Below are 22,536 nucleotides of genomic sequence, written 5' to 3' on the forward strand. Positions count from 1 at the left end.
CGTGGCACACAATGAGCTGATACGACCCTCTTTTACGACGGGTGTGTTCCTCGTGGCGAGGGAGCTTGCTCCCGCTCGGCTGCGCAGCAGCCGCAAATCGGACGATGCGGCGTGCCTGTAAGTATCGTGGCGCTTGGTTTTTTGGAGGGGTGCTTCGCACCCCAGCGGGAGCAAGCTCCCTCGCCACAAGGATTGCGGCAAAAAAAACCGGATAACCGATGAGCTGATTCGACCTCCCCCACCCCATCACTCGCCGTCACCGCACTGTCACATTCATCTGCTGTGCTGGGCCGCATTCCGCTTCTGGCAAAGGATTCCGGCCATGTTCTCCGTGCTCCGCCCGCACCGTTTCAAACTCGCCCTGCTCCTGCTGGCGGCCAACTTCGGGTTGCTCCTGCACTTGGCCAGCGGCGAACTCAAACCCATCGCCGAATGGGTCTGGCTGGACATCCTCGGTGAAGGTGGCTCGGCGCTGCTGGCGCTGGTCTGGCTGGGGTTGGTACTCAAAAGCCGCCCCGCCGGCCGGGTCACCAATTACCTGGTCCTGGGTCTGGGCTGCATCTTCTTTTCCTGGTGGATCGACAGTCTCGACGAATTCATCCGCCTGCCCGATAGCATCACCTGGGATCACTGGCTCGAATCCGGACCGATGCCGCTGGGCATGATCCTGCTGACCCTCGGCATCTACCACTGGCACCGCGAACAATTGGCAATCAATGGTCAGATGGAGAAGCGCGAGCGACTGTTCCGTGAGCACCGTCTGTTCGACAAGCTCACCCCGTTGGGTGGCGCTGACTTTCTCAAGCATGAGCTGTCCGCCAGCCTGGAGGACAGCCGCCGTCGCCAACAACCGCTGTCGCTGCTGGCCTTGGACCTGGATAACTTCACCGCTATCAACCAGCGTTTCGGCCACGGCGAAGGCGATGCGGTATTGCAGGCGATCAGTCAGTTACTGGTCTTGAACCTGCGCCGCCAGGACCTGCTGTGCCGCCTGGCCGGTGATCGCTTCGTGGTGCTGCTGCCCGACACTGGCGAAAGCCAGGCCCGACGCCTGGCCCTGGAACTGGAAATCGCGGTGCGCAGCCTGGCTCACAAGACCCGACAACACGGCGAGCGGCTCCAACTGGCCGCCAGCACAGCGGTGGTGATGGCGTTCGACGAATCCCCCGACGCCTTGCTCAAACGCCTGAACCTGGCGCTCGCCCAGTCCCGGACTACGTTGGCGAAAAGCGCATGACGCTCAAGACCTGCTGGTACGAAACCGACAGCCGCTTCATTCCGGGACACTATCAACCTGCGGCGCTGATTGACCTGGCACTGTCGCGGGACATCGACAGCCATCGCCTGCTGCGCGGCACCGGGTTGTTTCACGACGATATCCTCGCCGGACAGAGCCGCATCAGCCCGCAGCAGTTCCTCGGCCTGATCGACAATAGCCGACGCCTGCTGGATGCCAGCGACAGCAGCTTCCTGTTTGGCCAGCGGCTGTTGCCGGGGCATTACGGCCCCGCAAGCCACGCCTTGCGTCACGCGCAGAACTTGCATCAGGCCCTGCAGACCCTGATCGACCAACAGGCGCTGCTCAGCCCGTTGGCGGCCCCTCGGCTGCTACTGGACGAGCACTACGCCTATGTCCATTGGCTGGACAGCTGCGGTGCCGACGAACAATGGCGCTTCGTGCTGGAAGCGAGCATGACCTCGATGGTGGCGATGAGCGCCTGGCTCAGCGGCGAACGCTTGCCCTGGCAGTGCAGTTTTCGCCACGGCGAGCCGCGTTACGTCGAACAATATTGGGTGCACCTGGGTGAGCACACCCAATTCGACCGCCCGCTGGACCTGATGCGCCTGCCCCGCCACTGCCTTGCCCAGCCCTGGCCCAACGTCTCGGCCACCGCCGGCCAGGTGGCGCGGATCGAAGCCCGGGACCAGCTCGATCAACTGGGTTTCGCCTCAAGTTTCCTGGATTGCCTCTACGACTACCTGCACGCCCATGTGCAGCAGACGCCAAGCCTGGAACAGACCGCCCAGGCCTTCGCCATGAGCCCCGCGACCCTCAAGCGCAAATTGCACAAGCACCACACCGGGTTCCAGCAACAGGTGGACCGGGTGCACACCCATGTGGCCTTGTATCTGTATCAAGTCAAGGGGTTCAGCAACGAGGAAGTGGCGCAGTACCTGCGCTTCAACGACACGGCGAACTTTCGTCGCTCGTTCAAGCGCTGGACTGGCAGTACGCCGAATCTGATCCGGCAATTGCTGATGTTGGGCTGAAGGGGGCCTCATCGCGAGCGAGCTCGCTCCCACACTGGATTGGGGTGGATGCAAGTAGGCTTGCGGTGAACTGCTGTTGTGGCGAGGGAGCTTGCTCCCGCTGGACCGGGCTGGCGCTCCAGCGCGCAGCGGTCCCAAAATCTTGCGGTCGCTGCGCAACCGAGCGGGAGCAAGCTCCCTCGCCACAACAGCTGTGCTCGTCGGCAATAAATGGGGTTCAATGCCCGCGAATGTAATGCTCCAACTGTCGGATCAAATCCGCCTGCTCGACAATCGCCTCTTTCACCAGGTCGCCGATGGACAACAGGCCGATCAACTGCCCGTTATCCAGCACCGGCAGGTGCCGCAAATGGCTGTCGGTCATGACTTCCATGCAGCGGTCGATGCTCTGCTGGCTGTCGGCGGTGATCACCGGGGCGCTCATGATGGTGCGCACGGTCGTGCCCACCGATGAGCGTCCCTTGAGCACCATCTTGCGTGCATAGTCCCGCTCGCTGAACACCCCTACCACCTGGCCGTCCTCGATCACGGGTAATGCGCCGACATTTTTCTCGGCCATGATTTGCAGGGCTTCGAGCACCGTCTGCTCGGGGGCGATGCTGTGGACCTGCTGGTTCTGCACGCTCTTGAGCCGGACCAGTTGGGCGGCGGTTTTCATTGTTCATCCCCCATTTCAATAAGAAGTGACCCACTGTTCGTGGCGAGGGAGCTTGCTCCCGCTCGGTTGCGCAGCGACCGCAAGATTTTGGGACCGCTGTGCGGTCCAGCGGGAGCAAGCTCCCTCGCCACAAGAGCACTGCTAGAGCACCACAACAGCAACCATGGCACGGATCAGTCTTCGCCAATCTCCACCACATCACCGTTGAGCCGCACCGGCCACACCCGCAGGCTTTGTTCCGGGTATTCCAGGCAATGACCGTCTTCCAGACGGAAATGCTGCTTGTACATCGGCGAGGCAATCACCAGGTCACCCTTGATGCTGCCCAACAGTCCGCGGCCGATGACGTTCGCGCCGGACTTTGGGTCGCGGTTGTCGATGGCGTACAGCGGCTTGTCCTCATGCTCCGGCAGATAGAGCAACGCCACTTGGCTGCCATCGTGCCAGGCGACCACGCCGGAGTTGGGCACGAGATCCTCGCGGCTGCACAGGGCGCGCCATTGCAGGGATTCTTGAGCGATACGAACGACATTTGACTGGCTCATCAGAGCACCTCCTCGGTAACGGGAATCAGGTGGAGTTCATGGGCATGCACTGGCCGACGCTGGCCGCGCTCGCGGACGAAATGAACATCCGGATCGCCGCGCTTGTCGTTGACGAAGGTGCGGAAACGCTTGAGCTTCTCCGGGTCCTTCAGGGCATTGGCCCATTCGCATTCGTAGCGGTCGACCACCCGTTGCATCTGCGCTTCGAGCTCGGCGCCCAGGCCCAGGCTGTCGTGGATGATGACGTCCTTGAGGTAGTCCAGGCCGCCCTCCAGGCTTTCGCGCCAGACCGATGTGCGTTGCAGTTTGTCGGCGGTGCGGATGTAGAACATCAGGAAGCGGTCGATGTAGCGGATCAGCGTGGCGTCGTCCAGGTCCGTGGCGAACAGCTCGGCATGGCGTGGACGCATGCCGCCGTTGCCGGCCACGTAGAGGTTCCAGCCCTTCTCCGTGGCGATCACGCCGACGTCCTTGCTCTGGGCCTCGGCACACTCGCGGGTGCAACCGGACACCGCGAACTTGAGTTTGTGCGGCGAGCGCAGGCCTTTGTAGCGGTCTTCGAGGGTCAGCGCCATTTGCACGCTGTCTTGCACGCCATAGCGGCACCAGGTGCTGCCCACGCAGGATTTCACCGTGCGCGTGGATTTGCCGTAGGCGTGACCGGTTTCGAAGCCGGCTTCGATCAGCTCGGACCAGATGTCCGGCAACTGGTGCAACTGGGCGCCGAACAGGTCGATGCGCTGGCCGCCGGTGATCTTGGTGTAGAGGTCGTATTTCTTGGCGACCACACCGATGGCGATCAGTTTGTCAGCGGTGATCTCCCCGCCTGCGATGCGCGGTACCACTGAGTAGGTGCCGTTTTTCTGCATGTTCGCCATGAAGGTGTCGTTGGTGTCCTGCAACGGCACCAGGGACGGGTCCATGATCGGCTGGTTCCAGCACGACGCCAGGATCGAGCCCACCGCCGGTTTGCACAGGTCGCAGCCGGTGTGGCCACGGCCGTGCTTGGCCAACAATTCTTCGAAACTGATGATGCCTTCCACCCGCACCAGCGCATACAGCTCCTGGCGGGTGTAGGCGAAATGCTCGCAGAGGCTCTTGTCGACGCTGACGCCACGGGCAATCAATTCATGCTCGAACACCTGCTTGACCAGCGCCGCGCAGCCACCGCAACCGGTGCCGGCCTTGGTGTCGCATTTGAGCTGGCCAAGATCCGTGCAACCGCCGTCGATGGCCGAGCAGATCGAGCCCTTGGTGACGTTGTGGCACGAGCAAATGGTCGCGGTTTCGGGTAGTGCCGCCGGGCCCAGGGTCGGAGCGCCCTCGGACGATGGCAGGATCAGGCTGGCGGCATCCTTGGGCAAGACGATGCCGTTCTGCATGTATTGCAGCAAGGTGTCGTAGTAGCTGTTGTCACCCACCAGCACTGCGCCGATCACGCGCTTGCCGGCGGCGTCCACCACCAGGCGCCGGTAGCTGGCGCTGGTTTCATCGATGAATTGGAAGCTGCGCGAACCCGGCGTGTTGCCATGGGCATCGCCGATGGAGCCAACGTCCACACCGAGCAACTTGAGCTTGGTGGACATGTCGGCACCGGTGAAGGCTTCAGCGCTTGCGCCGCACAGCGTGGCCGCGACATTGCGGGCCATCTGGTAGCCGGGGGCGACCAGGCCGAAAATGCTCCCGTTCCAGGCCGCGCATTCGCCGATGGCGTAGATGTCCGGATCGCTGCTCTGGCAATGATCGTCGATCACCACGCCACCGCGTGGGCCGATCTGCAGGTCGCTCTGGCGAGCCAGGGCATCCTGGGCGCGGATACCGGCAGAGAACACGACAAGGTCGGTTTCCAGGAAATCGTCGTCACCGAAACTCATCCGATAACGGTACTGCTCACCGGCACTGATGGACTGGGTGCCCTTGGACAGATGCACGCCGACGCCCAGGCTTTCGATGCGCGCCTTGAGGGCCAAGCCACCCTGCGGATCCAACTGCACCGGCATCAGCCGTGGGGCGAATTCCACCACATGGGCTTCCAGGCCGAGGGTCTTGAGGGCGTTGGCCGCTTCCAGGCCCAGCAAACCACCCCCCACCACCACGCCACGGCGGGCATTGCTGGCGGCGGCGCGGATCGCGTCCAAGTCTTCCAGGGTGCGATAGACCAGGCACGAATCGCCTTCAGCGCCCTGGATCGGCGGCACGAAGGGATAGGAACCGGTCGCGAGCACCAGCTTGTCGTAGCTGACACGCTCGCCGGCTGTCACGACTTCACGGGCCTGGCGGTCGATTTCCAGCACCGGTACACCCAGGTGCAACGTGACGCCGGGGGTCTGGTACAACGACGCTTCGCCCAAGGCCAGGGACTCGGCATCACGCCCGGAGAAATACTCGGACAGATGCACGCGGTCATAGGCACGCATCGGCTCTTCGCTGAACACATGCACGCGGTAATGATTGAGGGCACCGCGCTCGATCAATTGTTCGACGCAGTGATGGCCGACCATGCCATTGCCGATCACGATCAGCGTTTGCAGCTTGTTCAGAGAAGCAACGTTGGAATTCATAAAAAGCACCCGACAAAAGCCCATCACGATTTTGAAAGCAAAAAAAAAGACGCCTGAAACCTTGCGGTTCCAGGCGTCTTTGCCTGTTCTGTGCGGTATCGGCCCGGCGACTGCGCCCCGACCTACCGTTATCCCCCGACCTGTTGGCACTCGATCTTCGTTGACCGACGGGGCTGCCCACTCGACTGTGTTCGCGGCGGGCCTGGATAGCCTCTTGCAGCGAGCGTGCCAAACCTCGTCCAGCCCCTATTCACGGTCGCGCATTCACCGCTAATCCCCTGTGGGAGCGGGCCTGCCCGCGAAGACGCCAGCTCAGTCACCGCAAACCAACCGGCGCCCGCCTCCGCTGCGCAAGCACCGCCAACTGCCTTGCGATGGTGCGATCACCCCGCCTGCGGCTTCATAAAAGTGCAGCCTTTCAACCCCTCCAGCAAAAATCCTGAACCATCGCCAACCCCGATTTTCACAATAAGTGAGGAGCCCGTCCGGTCGCCGTAAAGCCACTCACGACGCCCGGGCCATAGCTCGCTGTCAAACCCGAGAGAAAGGAGATTCCACCATGAAAATCAATGAAATCATGAGTCGGGAAGTACGCACGATCTCCCCCGATACCCCCCTGAGCGAAGTGGCGCAGATCATGCGCCAAGCCGACATCGGCGCCTTGATCATCAACCAGGACGACCGCATGGCCGGGATGATCACCGACCGCGACCTGGTGGTCCGGGCCATGGCCGACGGCATGGACCTGGACACGCCCGTCAGCCGGATCATGAGCGATGAGGTGCGCTACTGCTTCGACGACGAAGAGATCGACCATGTGGCCAAGAACATGGCCCAGATCGAAAAACGCCGCCTGCCGGTGGTCAATCGCGACAAGCGCCTGGTGGGCATGGTCTCGCTGGCCAATGTCGCCAGCTGCAATGCCGACAAGCTCAGCGCCAACCTGCTGCGTGGCGTTGCGCGACCTCACTGATTCAGCCAAGGAACTGCGGAGCGAGCGCCATGGAGGAACAAAGCCCACCTGTCGTGGTGATCTGTGGTTCCACCGCCGGCGTCGGCCGCGCCACGGCGCATCGGTTTGCCGTCGCCGGCTACCGGGTCGGGCTGCTGGCCCGGGGCGAACAGGCGCTGGCGGCCACGGCAGAAGAGTTGACGCAATTGGGGGCGACCTGCCTGACAATCAGCGTCGACGTGGCCGATGCCCAGGCGGTAGCCGACGCCGCCCAGCGAATGGAGCGAGAACTCGGCCCGATCGGCGTCTGGGTCAATTGCGCGATGGTCACTGTGTTCTCTCCCATTCGCCAACTGAGTGCCGAGGAGATCCACCGGGTTACGGACGTGACCTACCTGGGCACCGTGCACGGCACCCTGGCGGCGCTGGAACTCATGGCCCCGCGTAATCGCGGCGTGATCATCCAGGTCGGCTCCGCGCTGGCCTACCGCGCCATTCCACTGCAAGCAGCGTACTGCGCGGCCAAGTTCGCGGTGCGGGGCTTCACCGATTCACTGCGCAGCGAACTGCTCCACGACCACAGCGACATCCGGGTGTGCATGGTGCAACTGCCGGCGATCAACACACCGCAGTTCGATTGGGCACGCAACAAGTTGAGCAAGCGCGTGCAGCCGGTGCCGCCGATTCACGATCCGGATGTGGCCGCCCGGGCGATTTTCAGCGTGGTCAAGCGCACACCCCGGGAGCTGTGGCTCGGCGCCGCCTCCGTGAAGGCCATCGTCGGCACTTGCCTGTTGCCGGGGCTGTTGGACCGCCTGATGGCTCGCAGCGCCTATGCCGGACAAATGACCGACGAAGATGACAACAGCCAACGGCCGGACAATCTGTTCGAATCGCAGGAGTCCCTGCACCGCACCCGTGGGCGGTTCTCCGGTCGTTCGCGGGATACGGCGCTGGCCCTCAGTTCCACCCAAGTGTCGGCGCTGTTGCTGGCAACCGGTGGAGTGCTGGCGGTGGTGTTGTTATTGTTCTGATCCGGTGCGGCGCCACCAACGATAGCCATAGCCATTCAAGGTCAGTTGCCGATCCAAGGCGGCCGGGTATTGGCTGTCCGAAATGATTTCCTTGAAGCCTTGCAAATCCAGGCCGTCCAGCTTCACGGTCAGCGTGTCGTTGCTCAGGTTGGCCAACATCACCGAGGTGGCCTCGCCCACATGGGCCACGGCGAAAACCGCCGGGTGATCGACCGTCAGCAGCCTGGCTTCGCCGTCGCCTACTTCGGGCAGGCCGGCACGGGCCAACAGCAATGGCCGCACCCGGCCCAACAACGATTCCGGGGCATTCAGCTGGTCCTCGACATTGAGCTGGGTGTAGGCGAAGGCGCCTTGATCGATCACCGGAGCGACGAGGCGTTGGGCCGATGAGAAGCCAGCGTTGGCCTGGCTGCTCCACTGCATGGGCGTGCGCACCGAGAGCCGCTCGGGACGGGACAAATCGTCGCCCATGCCGATTTCCTCACCGTAACGCACGATGGGCGTGCCGGGCAGCGACAGCAATAGCGCCTGGGCCAGCGCCTGATGGCGCACATCGCCGTCCAGCATCGGCGCCAGGCGTCGGCGAATGCCCCGGCCATACAGGCGCATGTCCGGGTCCGGGGCGAAGACTTGCATCACTTCCTCACGTTCCGCAGCGCTCAAGCGCTCCAGGTCAAGTTCGTCATGATTGCGCAGCCACACCGCATAGCTGGCACCGTCCGGCGGTGCGGGACGCCGGGTGATCGCGCGCTGCAAAGGTTCGGCCTGGCCGCGGGCCAGCGCCAGGAACAGATGATTGTTGACCCAGAAATCCAGCACCAGTCCCAAGCGCTCGCCGTTCCCGAAATAATGGCGGTAGCGCTCCGGTTCGACGTCCACCTCCCCCAGCAACACGCCTTCAGGATTGATGGCAGTCATGCATTTGAACAGCCGGTCCAGTACCCAGACGCCCTGCTCTTCATCTTCGCCACCGGCCTGTTCCACCAGATGCGAAGCGGCATCCAGGCGAAAACCGGCGATGCCGAGCTCGAGCCAGTGGACCATGATGCGCTCGATTTCCTCGACCACCCGCGGGTTCGCCAGGTTGAGGTCCGGCTCATGGCGATAGAACAGATGGCGGTAGTACTGCCCGGCTTGTTCGTCCCATTGCCAGATGCTGTCTTCCACCGACGGAAAGATCGGTTGGTTGCCGTCGTCCACCGGCATGTCGGACCACACGTAATAATCCCGGTAGACGCTGTCCTTGTCGCGCCGCGCCCTCTGGAACCAGGGATGTTGGTCGCTGGTGTGTTGCGCCACCAGTTCAAGGATGACGCGCATGCCGCGCTCCCCAGCCTGGACAATCAACTGGCGCAGGTCTTCTTCGCTGCCGAAGCGTGGGTCCAGGGCCATGAAATCGCTGACGTCATAACCCGCATCCTTGAATGGCGAGCGGTAGACCGGCATCAGCCAGAGAGCGCCAACGCCCAGTGCCTTCAGATAATCCAAGCGCTGGATGATGCCCTTCAGGTCGCCGCGGCCGTCGCCATTGCTGTCGGAAAACAAGGACGGATCGATCTGGTAAATCAGGGTCTTTCGGTGCCAGTTGGCTTTCATCGGTCACTCCTCATCGGCACAGGATCACGGCCTGCTCGGCAGCCAGTCGGCCACTGAATACTTGACCTTCGCCCGCCCCGTCGCTGGCGATTTCGACCTGCCAGGCGTCGGCCAGGGGGAACGTATGTTCGCTGTCGGCGAAGTTGATGCAGACCAGCCGCTCATCGCCCTCACAGTGACGACGATAGGCCAGCACTTGTGGGTGCGATGGCAGTTCTTCCCAGGCGCCCAGGCGCAACGCCAGGCTGGCGCGACGACAGGCCAGCAGGCGCCGGTACAGCGCCAGGGTGGAATCGGCTGTTCGTTCCTGCGCCTCAACGGCCAACACGTCGGCTTGTGGCGCAAAGGGCAACCACGGCGCGGCCCCGGCCCAGCCATGGGGCGCCTGGACGGTCCAGGGCAACGGCGCCCGGCTGCCATCCCGGCCGCCCGGGTCGACGCGGGTCTGGGCCGTGACCACGGTGTCTTCCAGACCCAGCTCTTCGCCTTGATAGATAAACGGCGTGCCGCGCAGCGTCAGCAGCAGGACCGCAGCGGCTTGGGCCCGGCGCAGCGAACCGCCGTAGCGGCTGCGGTGTCGGCTATTGTCGTGATTGGACAGCACCCAGGTTGGCCAGGCCTGCAACGGGCCAAGATCGTTTTCCACCTCGCGTATGCACATGCGGAACACCACCGGGTCCCAGGGGGCGTCCAAAGGCGGGAAATTGAACGACATGTGCAGTTCGTCACTGGCACCGTAATAGGCCGCCACCTGGGCCGTGGAGCGAATGTTCACCTCGCCGATCAACACCCGCTCGCCGGGGTAGCTGTCCACCAACCGGCGCAAACCGCGCAACACTTCATGGCTGTACGGCTGGTCGTTGATCTTGACCATGGTTTCACCGGCCATGCAGCGCGGATCATCGGCAAAGCTCGGGTCCTTGCCGACGCAATGCACGACATCGACACGGAACCCGTCCACGCCTCGCTCCAGCCAGAAATGCAACACCTGGTGCATGGCCGCCACCACGTCGGGGTTGTGCCAGTTGAGGTCGGGTTGTTGCGGCAGGAAAAAATGCAGGTAGTACTGCTGGCTGGTTTCGTCCCAGGTCCAGGCACTGCCGCCATCGATCGAGGCACGCCAGTTGTTTGGCTGGTCGCGCCAGATGTACCAGTCGCGCCTGGGGTTGTCGCGGCTTGCGCGCGACTCGATGAACCAGGGATGTTGGTCCGAAGTGTGGTTGGGCACGAAATCCAGCAACACCTTCAGGCCTCGCGCGTGGGCTTGGGCGATCAATTCATCCAGGTGAGCCAGGGTGCCGAACAGCGGGTCGACATCGGTGTAGTCACAAATGTCGTAGCCCGCGTCGCACATGGGGGAACGAAAGACCGGGGACAGCCACAACGCATCGACGCCCAAGTGTTGCAGATGATCCAGGCGTGCGGTCAAGCCGGAAAGATCGCCGATGCCGTCGCCGTTGGCATCGGCAAAGGAACGTGGATAAACCTGGTAGATCACAGCGTTCTTCCACCAGGGCGAAGGGAAGGAGTTGGGCATGTCGCCTCCTTTGATCGCAGTGTTTGGTGGGCAAGACCGCAGCCCCGCCGGACGCCCCGTTTATCGCGGAACATAGATTAAGAACCGGATAAAGCGTTCGGGGTTCGTTTTTTCTTGAGGGAGGCAGGGAAACGGGAGTTGACTCAGGTGCCGGTTTTTTTGACTGGGACATATCCGTTACCGCAGGAGTGGATATGTACTCGATGAACAAGGCCAGCTGTAAGGCCGCCTCGCGAGCAAGCTTTGCTCCCACTGACCTGATGGGTGTACGACCGGGAGCCGTTGCCGAAGAAACGGATATACACACCAACACATAACCTCAAGTCTTGCGCATACCAATACGCCGACGCATCTGCGCCGTAATACTCTGCCGGGTCTTCTTGAGCCCAGCCCAAGGCTCGTGCCCAACCTCCGCCAGACGCTCATGAACATTGTGCACATTCCAAAGATTGGCCCCCTTGAGCTCAGCCACCTCCTCTCGAAAAATCGGCACCGACACCGGCAGCCCTTCCCGAGTCCGAGCGGCATATGCGCAGATGGTGGTAGCCCCCAGCCCATTACGCAGATAATCGATAAAGATCCGCCCTACCCGGTTCTTCGGCCCGGATACCGCCGAAAACCGGTCCGGCAATAACTTGGCCATATGACTGACAATCGCATGGCTAAAGCCCTTCACCTCATCCCAACCCAGCTTGCGCGTCAACGGCACCACCACATGGATGCCCTTGCCGCCGCTGGTCTTGAGGAACGCCTTGAGCCCCAGCTCATCGAGCACCGTTAACGTGAGTTGCGTCGCCTCGACCATGCTTTTCCAGGGCAGCGCCGGGTCCGGGTCAAGGTCGAGGACGAAGCGGTCGGGCTTGTCCAGGTCGACGGACGTGGCATTCCAAGTGTGCAGTTCCACCGTACTCATCTGCACCGCGCCGATCAGCGCTTCGGCATTGTTGATGATCATCACCGGTTGCCCGGTCAGGTCCTTGTCCAGGCTGGTGATACCGGGAATCGCCAGGCGCTCGGGGTTCTTCTGGAAAAACAGCTCGCCGGCGATGCCCTCCGGTGCCCGGACCAGGGCCACCGGGCGATCTTCCAGTTCCGGCAGGATGAATTCCGCCACGCTGGCGTAGTACTCGGCCAATTGCCGCTTGGTGGTGCCGCTGCTGGCGTCGATGACCCGGTCCGGGTGGGTGATACGAACTTTGCCATCCATGGCCGGCGCCTTGGCTTTTGTCTTCGACTTGCCCTTGGCCGGCGTCGCCTCAGGCGCGTCCTGGGTGCTGGTTTTCTTCTTCGCGGTGGTTTTCTTCACGGGTTTGGCAAGCTCCTGGGTAATGGCCTCGGCCGGCTTGTCGTCACGCAAGCCATGGAAAACCGCATGGCGCACCGAGCCTTCCTTGGTCATTTCGGCAAAAGCCACCTCGGCCAACAATGTCGGTTCGAGCCAGTGCACGCCCTTGGCTTCGTAGCCGGTGGGCGGATTCACCACGGCGGGCTTTTTCGTCTCCAGGGGCAAGAGTTGCTGGTAGATGCTTTTAAGGGTGGTTTCGTTGAACCCGGTGCCGACCTTGCCGGCGTAGCGCAACTGGCCGCTGTCGGCATCGTGCAGCCCCAGCAGTAAGGCACCAAAGGCACTTCGCGCGCCCTTGGGATCGCTGAAGCCCACCACCACGAATTCCTGGCGATTCTTGCACTTGAGCTTGATCCAGTCATTGCTGCGCCTGGACACATAGGCACTGCCGACGCGCTTGCCGATCAGCCCTTCCATCCTCATCTGGCAGGCGCTGTTGAGTAGCGCATCGGGGGTTTCCTCAAACGCATCGGAGAACCGCAGCAAGGGGTTTTCGTTGGGTTCCAGTACCGCGGCCAATGCGGCCCGGCGTTCTTGCACCGGCACTTTGCGCAGATCCACGCCATTGAGATAAGGCATGTCGAACAGGTAATAGGCGATCTTGCCGCTGCTGCCGGCCTCGAAGGCGTTTTGCAGGGCCTGGAAGTCCGGCACGCCCTCCTCGTTGGCCACCACCATCTCGCCGTCGAGCCAGGCCGATTCCAGCCCCAGCGCGGCCAAGGCCTCGGCCTGTCTTGGCAACTTGAGGGTCCAGTCATGGCCGTTGCGGGTCAGCAGCCTGACATCGCCGTTCTCGATGCGTGCCATGACCCGGTAACCGTCGAACTTGATCTCATACAACCATTCACCGTCAGGCGCACTTTCCACCAGCGTCGCCAGTTCCGGCTTGAGGGTTTCCGGCAGCGGCCCGGCGACTGCGCCGCTGAGGGTGGTTTTCGAGGTGCGTTTCGGTGATTTCGACTGGGCGGCTTTTTCCGGTTTTTTCACCGCTTTGGCCGCCGCGGCCTTGCCTCGGCGCTTGGGCACGATGGTGCGATCGCTGAGCACGCTGTCCGGCTCGGCCTGGACCACATCGTATTCGCTCTCGGGGCGGGCGGCCGAGTCCTGATGCTTGATCAGAAACCATTGCTCCTGCTTGCCGGGCATGTGGGTACGCACCAGGTTCCACAGGCCGCTGAGTTTTTCGCCTTGCAGCTCGAACTTGAGCCGGCCTTTTTCATAGGCCTCGTGGGGGTCCCCTTGGGGAATCCAGACGCCCCGGTCCCAGACGATCACGTCACCGGCGCCGTAGTGGCCTTCGGGGATGCTGCCCTCGAACGTCGCGTAATCCAGCGGATGATCTTCGACATGCACGGCCAGGCGCTTGGCCTTTGGATCCAGGGAAGGCCCCTTGGGCACTGCCCAGCTCTTGAGCGCGCCGTCCAGTTCCAGCCGGAAGTCATAATGCAGCCGCGTGGCATCGTGCTTTTGAATGCAGAACTGCAGGGCATGGGCGCTTTTTGCCGATTTTCGTGAGCGTTTCGCCGCCGGCTCCGGGGTGGCGGCGAAATCGCGCATGCGGTTGTAGTCATCCAGGGTCTTGCTGCTCATGGACCACCTGCCACTTGCTGCAACGCAGGATCGGCGACGGGCATCCCGGCGGTTTCCGCGAGTAACTGATCGACCACGCGGCTCAAGGCCTGTTCGACCGAATCACCCAGCAGCAGGCCTTGTTCGTAGAGCACGATCTGCCGATCGGCGCTGGAGCCTTCCTGGACGATCCGGCGGGCCTGCTTGAACACGTCCTGGACGCCCAACTCGGCAGCGGTTTCACCGAAGGTCTGCTCCGCCAGGGTGAGCCATTCACCGATCAGCATCGGTTGCTCCTGCCCCTCGACGATAAACTCCGCGAGAATCCCGTGGCGCTTGGCCCGCCAGCGGTTTTCCTTGAGGATCCACTGGGACATCTGACTGTAGTGGGCGCCGGGCCGGCGCAGCGTGACGGCATGGGCCACCATCAGGCGAAACAGCGAGACCAGGCACAGCACGTCCTCTGCCCGAGGGCAGGCATCGCAAATGCGCAGCTCCAGCGTGGGATAACGTGACGAAGGTCGTATCACCCACCAGCAATCGCTGGCCTGGCGAATGGAACCGGTGCGCATGAGCATGTCCACGTAGCCGGCAAACGCCGACTCGTCTTCGAAATACTCCGGCACGCCCATGCGCGGCCATTCATCGCAAGCGACTTGTCGATAGCTGCTGAAACCACTGTTGCCACCGTTCCAGAATGGCGACGACGCGCTCAGGGCCAAGAACATTGGCAACCACGGCAGGATCTCATTCATCACCCGCACCCGGTCCTGGGTCGCGGGCACTTCCACGTGGACGTGCAGGCCCGAAAGCACGCTGCGCCGCGCCACCCGCTGATAGTCATCGAACAATTGCTGGAAATGCAGCTCATCGGTGGGCTGCAGCACCTGGGTGGCCATCGGATGCGAGCCCGCGCTGAGCAGGCCCAGGCCATGCTCGGCCAAGCGCTTGGTCAGGCCGCTGCGCACCTGGGCCAGGTAATCGGCCGCTTCGGGCAGGCTGCGAAAGATGGGCGAGGCCATCTCCACCTGGCATTGGAACATTTCATGGGCGAAATGCTTGCCCAGCTCGGCCTGGCACGCCGCGATCACTTGCGCGGGGGGTTCACCCGGCATGCAACGGGTTTGCAAATCAGTGATGAAATACTCCTCTTCAACGCCGAACTTCATGCGCCTGTTCATCGATAGTCCCTCCGATAGCCCCGCCGAGACCTGCGCCAATGCGGGTTACAACCAACGCCACCACGGCGATCCTTTCCACGTCCTGATAACCCGGCGTGAGCAATTCCTCACCGAACACGTCCGGGTCCAATTCCTTGTAGGTCCAGCCGAAATCCGCTGAGTCACGCCATTGCCCCAGCGCTTCCAGGAACGGGTCGCGTCCGTCCACCATCGCCACGCCGGTGTAGAGCACCAGCGAGCCGCCTGGTGTGAGCCGGGGCAAGGCCTGCTCGACGATGCGCAGCGACAGCCCGGCGCCCAATGTTCCTCCACCGTGGCGATAGGCGCGCTCGGAGGGATCGGCCATGTACGGCGGGTTGGCGACGATCAGGTCGAAGTCGCCGACCACGTCTTGCAGCACGTCGCTGCGGCTGACCTCGACGTTGGCCACCTCCGCCAGCGCCGCGTTCACCGCGCACAGGCGCAGGGCTTGAGGGTTGATGTCCACGGCCAGCACTTGCGCTTCACGGCGGGCGCGGGCAATCACGATGGCACCGACACCGGCGCCGCAACCGATGTCCACGGCGCGCTGCACGGCGGTGAAGTTCTGCTGCAGATGAGTATGGATCAGTTGGGCGAAGCGGTAGCTGTCAGGGCCGAAAAACACCGCATCATTGGCCTGGGTGGGAAATTGCGAATGGGCAAACAGCAAGCCATCCAGGCTCGACCAGCGTACCCGGCTATACAGCAAGCCATCGCGTGCTTCCAGCACCTGGGCGTCTTGCAGTTGCCGCTGTTCATCGGCACTGATCAGCCCCGGCGCAAACGGCCGCGACCAGCCGAACACGTCCCGCAAGGTCTTGGAACGCTCATTGCCGGGCCGCTGGTTGACCCGTTCGTGGGTCAACGGCGTCGGGGTGATGAAACGGTAGCCGTCGGCTTGCAGGCGTCGGCCCAGTTGTAACAGCGCAAGGTCCGGTTCGGACAGGCGTACTTCCTCAGTCATGCAGGGCTCCCTAGCGAAGTGCGGATTTGAGTTCGATGAACCGGCGAGTCGCCAACAGTCCGGCCGGATGGCTGTGGCAGCGGGCACAAAGCCAGGGCACCAGGGCCTGCATCTGCTCGTCCGGCGTGCGGCCTTGCAGCGCCTGTTCCAGGCTTTGCACATCGGGATCGTCCATCGGTGTCACGGGCTCACACACGGCGCCCGAACCACGCCGGGCAGCGGATTTTGCGCCCTCATCCCGCCAGTCACCGGCAATCCAGTCGTGCAGCAGTTGTTTTTCGTAGGGGCTGAACACCCCGAACATGGCCGCGCCTGGCCCATCGATCAGCGTCCAGAAACGGCTGCTTTGCGGATCTTCATGACGCTTGATCCAGCCTTTGTTCTGCATCGCCGCCAGGAACCCTTGCAACTGGCCCGGTTCCGAAAGCCACTGGTTGACGGTCTTGCCTTCGAACTTGCAGTAGTCGGAGTGCATGTGCTGGCCGAACGGGCGTTTGCGTTCGAGCATGTCCAGCACTTCGCGATCCAGGTCGAACGCGCCGATGATGGCCCGGCTGCCCTGCCCCAGGTCATTGAGGCGATAACCCAGCGTGACTCGCTGCCAGAAGGCCTCCCGGTCGGCTTCCATCGGCATCAGTTGCAACAGCGACTGCACGGCCTTGTGGGCGTGGCCGGTGCTGGCGTTGTCGATGGTGACGTGGAGGGTGAAATAGTACGGATCGATGTCCAGCTCGCTCAGCTCATAAGCACTGATCAGCAGATGCAGGGGCAATTGCTCGTAGCCCAGGTTGTAGCCGATGACCTCCGGCAGGTACTCGTCGCCGGCATAACCCAGGGCCAGTTGCACGGCCCCTTGCAGATACAGGTCATCGTCGATGTCCGGGGCGTCACACAGGTCGTGTTCGGCGAGCAGCTTGCGATAAAGCACCACGTGGTTCTGTGACGGATGACCGTCCCCCAGCTCTTCCAGGTAGGTGCACAGCAACCCTTCGAAACGGTGGTCGTGCCAATGCCTGACCACGCCATACAGCCAGGCGCCGTCCACCCGTTTGGTCGGCGCAACGGCTTGCAGGAAGTACAGGGCGTGGGCCTTGTTGCTGAAGAACTCTCGCGGGCCGCCGCTTTTGCGCCGTTCCAGGTAATCCGCGTATTGCCGGGCGACGCCGGCGCTGTGGTGCTCGACCCAGGCCGACAGCGCCATGGGATCGTCCGGCATCTCCTGGGGTAGCGCCGCGGCCTTCGCGATGCATTGCTGGAGGAAGGCTTGGGCGACGGCTTGCTTGTCCGCGTCGTCAGGGCCTTGGAGCAGCCGCTCATAGCATTGGCGCACCTGTCCCCCATGGGAGACAGGGTGCACGGTGGCTGGCCGGGATTGGAGGGGTGTCAGCGCAGTCATAAGGGCCTCTTGGGTTCTCGGCGGACGCTGAATCAGAACGTCTCTTTTGTTGCTGAGCGCTGGGAACGGCGAAAAATTCCATTGGGTTGAACGGCAGGCGGATAAACGGGGCGATGCGTAGATGATGGGAACCCTCGTTTCGCTTCAGCCCTCGAATGCTGAGAACCACCCAGTTGTAGATGTCGAGAGCGCTGTTGTGGCGAGGGAGCTTGCTCCCGCTGGGTCGCGAAGCGACCCCAATGCCGCGAGCGCTTCGCACTCGAGCGGGAGCAAGCTCCCTCGCCACGGGTTAGTCGGCACCGGGTTATCCAAGGAGCAACGATGACGTTCACAGTATGGGTAGCGGTGCTCGGTGGGGTGTTGCTGACCCTGGCCCTGACGGCCTCTTATCTGCGCTGGATGCCGGTCACCACCTCGGCGATGTGCCTGGTGCTAGGCGTTGCCATCGGGCCGCTGGGGTTGGGCGTGCTGAGGCTGGACATCAGCGACTCGTCGGTGTGGATGGAACACCTCACGGAAGTCGCGGTGGTGTTTTCGCTGTTCGTCAGCGGCCTCAAGTTGCGCCTGCCCCTCAACGACCGGACCTGGCGCGTGGCCTATGGGCTGGCCGGGCCGGTGATGATCCTGTGCATCGCCGGCCTGTGCCTGGCGCTGCACTATCTGTTGGGCCTGAGCTGGGGCGTGTCGATGCTGATCGGCGCGATGCTGGCGCCCACCGACCCGGTATTGGCGGCGTTGGTGCAGGTCAACGACGCCCGGGATGACGACCGGGTGCGGTTCGGCCTGTCGGGCGAAGCGGGACTGAACGACGGCACGGCGTTTCCCTTCGTGATCCTCGGCCTGTTGATGCTGCGTGAAGACGGCAGCGGTTTTCTCGGTGAATGGCTGCTGCGCAACGTCCTGTGGGCCGTGCCGGCCGGTCTACTGGTCGGCTACTGGATGGGCCGTGGCATCGGCAAGTTGACCTTGTCGATGCGCATCAGGAATGCCGACAGCACCTTGTCGCCCAACGACTATCTGGCCCTGGCGCTGATTGCCCTGGCTTACGTCGTGGCCGAGTGGATCCAGGGCTACGGTTTTCTCTCGGTGTTCGCCGCCGGGCTGGGGCTGCGTCAGGCCGAGGTCAAATCCACCGATGAAACGGCACCGCCGGCGGAGCACCTGGTGCAACCGGTGGTGGGCCACGAAACCGTCGATCCCCAGCAAGCCGTCGCAGGCGATACCGAGTCGCTGGACGATGGTCAACTGGCCGCCGGGGTCATGATGAGCGACATGCTGGCGTTCGGCAGTCTGGTGGAACGGTCGATGGAGGTGTTCTTGGTGACGTTGCTGGGGGTCGTGCTGGCCAACCATTGGGATTGGCGGGCCTTGGCGATCGGCGCCCTGTTGTTCGTCGTGATTCGCCCGTTGAGTGTGTTGGTGATTCCTTGGCGGCGATTGCTCGACGGACCGCAACGGCTGCTGATCGGCTGGTTTGGCATTCGCGGGATCGGCAGCCTGTTTTATCTGTTTTTCGCCTTGAACCATGACCTGCCGCCAGACGTGGCGCAACTGTGCATCAACCTCACCCTGTCGGTGGTGGCCTTGAGCATTCTGGTCCATGGGTTGAGCACCCAGCCTACGTTGGCGTGGTATGAGCGCCGTAAGCACTCGGGTTGAGCCACTGTGGCAGGAGATGAACGCTGTTGTGGCGAGGGAGCTTGCTCCCGCTGGGCTGCGCAGCGGCCCCAAGCTTTGCGGTCGCTGCGCAACCGAGCGGGAGCAAGCTCCCTCGCCACACTGATGCCCGACTTCAAAGGGTGTGTTTCAACCGCCTGGATCACTTACTTGGATATAAATCGAATACGCCCCCAGCAACACCCAGAACGTGGCGAAGATCCACGGTGTACGCAGCGAGAACAGCAATGACTTACGGTACCCCTTGTGGGTCGATTCGCGCTCGCTGAACAAGGGCGATTCGTCATAGGCCAGGCCCATCAGGGGCTCGGCGCGCAATAGTTCGCTCTGCTTGAAATGCCAATGATCGATGATCTCGTAGGCCGCCTTGATGCCCGGCCAGGCGTTGAGCGAACTCAGGAACCCCAGCAAGGCCAGGAATGGCGGCACAATCAGCGTGAACAACTTGCCCCACTCCGGGTTCAGGTTGGCCATGCACGAGGCGAAGGCGATCACCAGGAAGGACTGGGCGGCCAGGTAAGCATCGGTTCGGTTGGCCAGGATGCTGGTTTCGTATTGGATCTCCCGGCGGTAGAAATCCAGCCGCTCCTTGGGCGAGCCGAACAGTTTGGCGTTGTGTTCCGTCAGTTCTTCTTCCGGGGTTGGCCCGGTGAGTATTCTGGGCATTGCGCAGGCTGTGCCTCGGTGATGATTCGGACTCATTAGAAGAACCCGGCGCGCGGCAAGTTCAAGCCAATGGACCACAGGTGCGGCGAAATCCGAGGAAACGCTGCGCAACGGCAAAGGTCTCTAGTGGCGTAAGGGCAAGAGGACGGTTTGCGTGGATTATCTTGGATGGGTGCAATGGCCAGCGATGCTCGTGACGGTGCTGGCCGCCTGGCTGATCGGCTCACGCCAACCCCGACGTCGGGTGGCGGGCTTCAGTTGTTTTATCGCGAGCAATATTTTGTGGGTGATCTGGGGTTTGCATACCGATGCGTATGCGCTGATCGTGTTGCAGTTTTGCCTGTGTGCGATGAATTTGCGTGGGTTCAAGAAAAACACCGAATAGGCGAAGGCGGCTGCTCTGGTGGCGAGGGAGCTTGCTCCCGCTCGGGCGCGTAGCGCTCGCCTGCTTTTGGGGCCGCTTCGCAGCCCAGCGGGAGCAAGCTCCCTCGCCACTGGAGACGAATACCTTCCTGGCTATTTCATCGTCTGCCCAATGATCTGCATCAAATCGATCTGCTTGAACGGCTTGATCAACCGAGGCAGTTGCGCGGCGAAACCTTCCAGGCGTTCGGCATAACCGGTGGCCAGGATGATGGGCAGGGTCGGTTGGCGGTCGCGCAACAATTTCGCCAACTGCGCGCCGTCCATCTGCGGCATGGCCATGTCGGTGATCACCAGGTCGATGTCCAGGTTGCGCTCATACAGTTCCAGCGCCTGGGCCCCCGACGGCGCGCAAAGGACTCGGTGCCCCAGGTCTTCGATCAACAGGCGCGTGCTGGTCAGCACCAGGCTGTCATCGTCGACTACCAGCACCTTCAATTCATGGACCGGCGGTGCCGCGTCCTCGATCGCCGCTTTACCAGGGGCCGAATCGCCGGCCACTGGCAACCACAGTTCGGCGGTGGTCCCGACACCTTTCTGGCTCTTGAGCGTCAGGCGGCCACCCAACTGTTCCGCCAAGCCATGCACCATCGACAACCCGAGGCCGGTGCCCTTGCCGACGCCCTTGGTGGTGAAGAACGGATCCACGGCCGAAGCCAGCGTGGCTTCGTCCATGCCCTCGCCCTCATCGGTTATCGTCAGGCGAATGTAGCGCCCGGGGGCCATCGGCTTGTCCGGCGCGGCATCAGCCCCTTGCCGCTCATCGGCGGCGATGATGATCTGGCCGCCATGGGGCATGGCGTCCCGGGCATTGGTCGCCAGGTTGAGAATCGCCAGTTCCAATTGGTTGACATCCGCCAGCACCGGCGACAGCGCCTCGTCGAAACGGGTCTGGATGTGGATCGACGGGCCCAGGGAGCTTTGCAGCAATCCGCTGATGCCCTGCACCAGGGCCGACAGTTCGACCGATTCGTAGGTCAGTTTCTGCCGACGGGCAAACGCCAGCATGCGTTGGGTCAGCGAAACCCCGCGCAGCGCGCCCTGTGTCGCGTTTTCCAGCAATTGGGTGAGTTTCGGCTCGCTGGGCATGCGCTTGCGGACGATTTCCAGATTGCCAAGGATCACCGTCAACAGGTTATTGAAATCATGGGCAATGCCTCCGGTGAGCTGGCCGATGGCTTGCAATTTCTGGGATTGAAACAACGCCTCGCGGGCCTGTTCAAGGGCCTGCTGGGCCTGGGTGGCATCGGTGATGTCGCGGGTGATCTTGGCAAAGCCCAGCAACGTGCCGGTGTCGCTGCGAATCGCATCGATGACCACGTGGGCCATGAAGCGCGTGCCATCCTTGCGCATCCGCCAGCCTTTTTTCTCGAAGCGTCCTTCGCTGGCAGCGATGCTCAACGCCCGCTGTGGCTCGCCGGCGTCGCGATCCTCGGGGGTGTAGAACATCGAGAAGTGCCGGCCGATGGCTTCCACCGGCAGATAGCCCTTGATCCGCTGTGCCCCCTGGTTCCAGTTGGTGACCTGGCCTTCCGGGTCGAGCATGTAGATGGCGTAATCGGTGACGCTTTGCACCAGCAGGCGAAACTGCTGCTCGCTTTGCTTGAGGGTTTCCTCGGCCATCTTGCGGTCGGTCAGGTCGCGAGTGATCTTGGCGAAGCCGAGCAAGGCGCCGCTCTGGCTGTCGATGATCGGATCGATCACCACATGGGACCAGAACAGCGTGCCGTCCTTGCGCACCCGCCAACCCTCGCCTTCGAAACGTCCCTCGCGCACGGCCGTGTCCAGCGCCCGTTGCGGCAGGCCGGCGGCGCGGTCCTGGTCGGTGTAGAACCGGGAGAAATGCTGGCCAAGGATCTCGGCTTCCTCATAGCCCTTGAAACGCCTGGCACCGGAGTTCCAGCTGGTGATGATGCCCGAAGGGTCGGTCATGTAGATGGCATAGTCGACCACCGCGTCGATGAGCAAGCGAAAGCGCTGTTCCTCGTTGATAAGCGGGGGCTTTGGGTCATTCTCGAGCATCTGGCCGGGGCATCCGTGTGGATTTTTTGCGGATTATGGAGCAAGTCTGGCGTTAGGAAAAATTATTGAGCCTAGGAGGTGAAGGGGCCGCTACGCAGCCCGGCGGGAGCAAGCTCCC

The 22,536-nt window shown here is 62.6% G+C and carries 17 protein-coding genes; 6 read left to right on the top strand and 11 right to left on the bottom strand.

The genetic code is table 11. The features are described from left to right. Positions 1 to 322 precede the first annotated feature (322 nt). Positions 323 to 1,237 (top strand): GGDEF domain-containing protein, encoded by a 915-nt coding sequence (locus HU715_RS08870; protein WP_186706798.1) that lies wholly within the window; start codon positions 323 to 325, stop codon positions 1,235 to 1,237. Continuing rightward, positions 1,234 to 2,271 carry an AraC family transcriptional regulator gene (locus tag HU715_RS08875; protein ID WP_186706796.1) on the top strand — a complete coding sequence of 346 codons (1,038 nt, stop codon included), beginning with the start codon at positions 1,234 to 1,236 and terminating at the stop codon, positions 2,269 to 2,271. The genes HU715_RS08870 and HU715_RS08875 overlap by 4 nt, the downstream gene beginning before the upstream one ends. A gap of 217 nt (positions 2,272 to 2,488) precedes the next feature. Here the strand turns inward: HU715_RS08875 and HU715_RS08880 are convergent, their stop codons facing one another. From HU715_RS08880 to nirB, 3 genes are all read right to left on the bottom strand, one after another. Then, on the bottom strand, positions 2,489 to 2,929 hold the full coding sequence (locus HU715_RS08880; protein WP_018610425.1) for a CBS domain-containing protein: 441 nt from the start codon (positions 2,927 to 2,929) through the stop codon (positions 2,489 to 2,491). Between the two features lie 173 nt (positions 2,930 to 3,102). Beyond that, the gene (gene nirD, locus HU715_RS08885; RefSeq protein ID WP_186706795.1) at positions 3,103 to 3,474 is read right to left on the bottom strand and encodes a nitrite reductase small subunit NirD; all 372 of its coding nucleotides are present in this window, start codon (positions 3,472 to 3,474) and stop codon (positions 3,103 to 3,105) included. Further along, entirely contained in the window at positions 3,474 to 6,035 is a 2,562-nt protein-coding gene (gene nirB, locus HU715_RS08890) for a nitrite reductase large subunit NirB (RefSeq protein WP_186706793.1), read from the bottom strand. Before nirB ends, nirD begins: the two co-directional genes overlap by 1 nt. A gap of 559 nt (positions 6,036 to 6,594) precedes the next feature. Between nirB and HU715_RS08895 the strand changes: the two genes are divergently transcribed. Continuing rightward, positions 6,595 to 7,008, top strand: coding sequence for a CBS domain-containing protein (locus tag HU715_RS08895; protein WP_053119301.1), 414 nt, complete (start codon positions 6,595 to 6,597; stop codon positions 7,006 to 7,008). Positions 7,009 to 7,037: 29 nt separating this feature from the next. Next, complete coding sequence (locus HU715_RS08900; RefSeq protein WP_186706791.1) at positions 7,038 to 8,021, top strand: SDR family oxidoreductase; 984 nt, start codon at positions 7,038 to 7,040, stop codon at positions 8,019 to 8,021. Here the strand turns inward: HU715_RS08900 and HU715_RS08905 are convergent. From HU715_RS08905 to HU715_RS08930, 6 genes are all read right to left on the bottom strand, one after another. Then, a complete protein-coding gene (locus tag HU715_RS08905) occupies positions 8,010 to 9,617 on the bottom strand; it encodes an alpha-amylase family protein (protein WP_186706789.1) in 1,608 nt (535 codons plus the stop codon). The genes HU715_RS08900 and HU715_RS08905 overlap by 12 nt on opposite strands. A 10-nt stretch (positions 9,618 to 9,627) precedes the next feature. Continuing rightward, positions 9,628 to 11,154 carry an alpha-amylase family glycosyl hydrolase gene (locus HU715_RS08910; RefSeq protein WP_186706788.1) on the bottom strand — a complete coding sequence of 509 codons (1,527 nt, stop codon included), beginning with the start codon at positions 11,152 to 11,154 and terminating at the stop codon, positions 9,628 to 9,630. A 319-nt stretch (positions 11,155 to 11,473) separates the two neighbouring features. Beyond that, positions 11,474 to 14,089: a DNA ligase D gene (gene ligD / locus HU715_RS08915; protein WP_186706786.1), complete on the bottom strand. Its 2,616-nt coding sequence runs from the start codon at positions 14,087 to 14,089 to the stop codon at positions 11,474 to 11,476. After that, a complete protein-coding gene (locus HU715_RS08920; protein ID WP_186706784.1) occupies positions 14,086 to 15,249 on the bottom strand; it encodes a carboxylate-amine ligase in 1,164 nt (387 codons plus the stop codon). The genes ligD and HU715_RS08920 overlap by 4 nt, the downstream gene beginning before the upstream one ends. Continuing rightward, positions 15,221 to 16,234, bottom strand: coding sequence for a methyltransferase (locus HU715_RS08925; RefSeq protein WP_186706783.1), 1,014 nt, complete (start codon positions 16,232 to 16,234; stop codon positions 15,221 to 15,223). The genes HU715_RS08920 and HU715_RS08925 overlap by 29 nt, the downstream gene beginning before the upstream one ends. Positions 16,235 to 16,244: 10 nt before the next feature. Then, positions 16,245 to 17,630: an iron-containing redox enzyme family protein gene (locus tag HU715_RS08930; RefSeq protein ID WP_186706781.1), complete on the bottom strand. Its 1,386-nt coding sequence runs from the start codon at positions 17,628 to 17,630 to the stop codon at positions 16,245 to 16,247. Between the two features lie 321 nt (positions 17,631 to 17,951). On the opposite strand from HU715_RS08930, the gene HU715_RS08935 reads away from it, so the two are divergent. Continuing rightward, the gene (locus tag HU715_RS08935) at positions 17,952 to 19,289 is read left to right on the top strand and encodes a cation:proton antiporter (RefSeq protein WP_186706780.1); all 1,338 of its coding nucleotides are present in this window, start codon (positions 17,952 to 17,954) and stop codon (positions 19,287 to 19,289) included. Between the two features lie 147 nt (positions 19,290 to 19,436). Here the strand turns inward: HU715_RS08935 and HU715_RS08940 are convergent, their stop codons facing one another. Next, positions 19,437 to 19,973, bottom strand: a complete 537-nt coding sequence (locus HU715_RS08940; RefSeq protein ID WP_186706778.1) for a hypothetical protein — start codon at positions 19,971 to 19,973, stop codon at positions 19,437 to 19,439. A 154-nt stretch (positions 19,974 to 20,127) separates the two neighbouring features. On the opposite strand from HU715_RS08940, the gene HU715_RS08945 reads away from it, so the two are divergent. Further along, complete coding sequence (locus HU715_RS08945; RefSeq protein WP_186706776.1) at positions 20,128 to 20,358, top strand: hypothetical protein; 231 nt, start codon at positions 20,128 to 20,130, stop codon at positions 20,356 to 20,358. Between the two features lie 131 nt (positions 20,359 to 20,489). Here HU715_RS08945 and HU715_RS08950 read toward each other — a convergent pair whose 3' ends face one another. After that, positions 20,490 to 22,418 (bottom strand): hybrid sensor histidine kinase/response regulator, encoded by a 1,929-nt coding sequence (locus tag HU715_RS08950; protein WP_186706775.1) that lies wholly within the window; start codon positions 22,416 to 22,418, stop codon positions 20,490 to 20,492. Between the last annotated feature and the right edge of the window lie 118 nt (positions 22,419 to 22,536).

The organism is Pseudomonas zanjanensis (assembly GCF_014268745.2).
GTDB lineage: Bacteria > Pseudomonadota > Gammaproteobacteria > Pseudomonadales > Pseudomonadaceae > Aquipseudomonas > Aquipseudomonas zanjanensis.

Excerpts from the sequence above, each read along its gene's own strand:
- HU715_RS08870 (WP_186706798.1), top strand. The coding sequence starts at position 323 with ATGTTCTCCGTGCTCCGCCCGCACCGTTTCAAACTCGCCCTGCTCCTG.
- HU715_RS08875 (WP_186706796.1), top strand. The coding sequence starts at position 1,234 with ATGACGCTCAAGACCTGCTGGTACGAAACCGACAGCCGCTTCATTCCG.
- HU715_RS08880 (WP_018610425.1), bottom strand. The coding sequence starts at position 2,929 with ATGAAAACCGCCGCCCAACTGGTCCGGCTCAAGAGCGTGCAGAACCAG.
- nirD (WP_186706795.1), bottom strand. The coding sequence starts at position 3,474 with ATGAGCCAGTCAAATGTCGTTCGTATCGCTCAAGAATCCCTGCAATGG.
- nirB (WP_186706793.1), bottom strand. The coding sequence starts at position 6,035 with ATGAATTCCAACGTTGCTTCTCTGAACAAGCTGCAAACGCTGATCGTG.
- HU715_RS08895 (WP_053119301.1), top strand. The coding sequence starts at position 6,595 with ATGAAAATCAATGAAATCATGAGTCGGGAAGTACGCACGATCTCCCCC.
- HU715_RS08900 (WP_186706791.1), top strand. The coding sequence starts at position 7,038 with ATGGAGGAACAAAGCCCACCTGTCGTGGTGATCTGTGGTTCCACCGCC.
- HU715_RS08905 (WP_186706789.1), bottom strand. The coding sequence starts at position 9,617 with ATGAAAGCCAACTGGCACCGAAAGACCCTGATTTACCAGATCGATCCG.
- HU715_RS08910 (WP_186706788.1), bottom strand. The coding sequence starts at position 11,154 with ATGCCCAACTCCTTCCCTTCGCCCTGGTGGAAGAACGCTGTGATCTAC.
- ligD (WP_186706786.1), bottom strand. The coding sequence starts at position 14,089 with ATGAGCAGCAAGACCCTGGATGACTACAACCGCATGCGCGATTTCGCC.
- HU715_RS08920 (WP_186706784.1), bottom strand. The coding sequence starts at position 15,249 with ATGAACAGGCGCATGAAGTTCGGCGTTGAAGAGGAGTATTTCATCACT.
- HU715_RS08925 (WP_186706783.1), bottom strand. The coding sequence starts at position 16,234 with ATGACTGAGGAAGTACGCCTGTCCGAACCGGACCTTGCGCTGTTACAA.
- HU715_RS08930 (WP_186706781.1), bottom strand. The coding sequence starts at position 17,630 with ATGACTGCGCTGACACCCCTCCAATCCCGGCCAGCCACCGTGCACCCT.
- HU715_RS08935 (WP_186706780.1), top strand. The coding sequence starts at position 17,952 with ATGACGTTCACAGTATGGGTAGCGGTGCTCGGTGGGGTGTTGCTGACC.
- HU715_RS08940 (WP_186706778.1), bottom strand. The coding sequence starts at position 19,973 with ATGCCCAGAATACTCACCGGGCCAACCCCGGAAGAAGAACTGACGGAA.
- HU715_RS08950 (WP_186706775.1), bottom strand. The coding sequence starts at position 22,418 with ATGCTCGAGAATGACCCAAAGCCCCCGCTTATCAACGAGGAACAGCGC.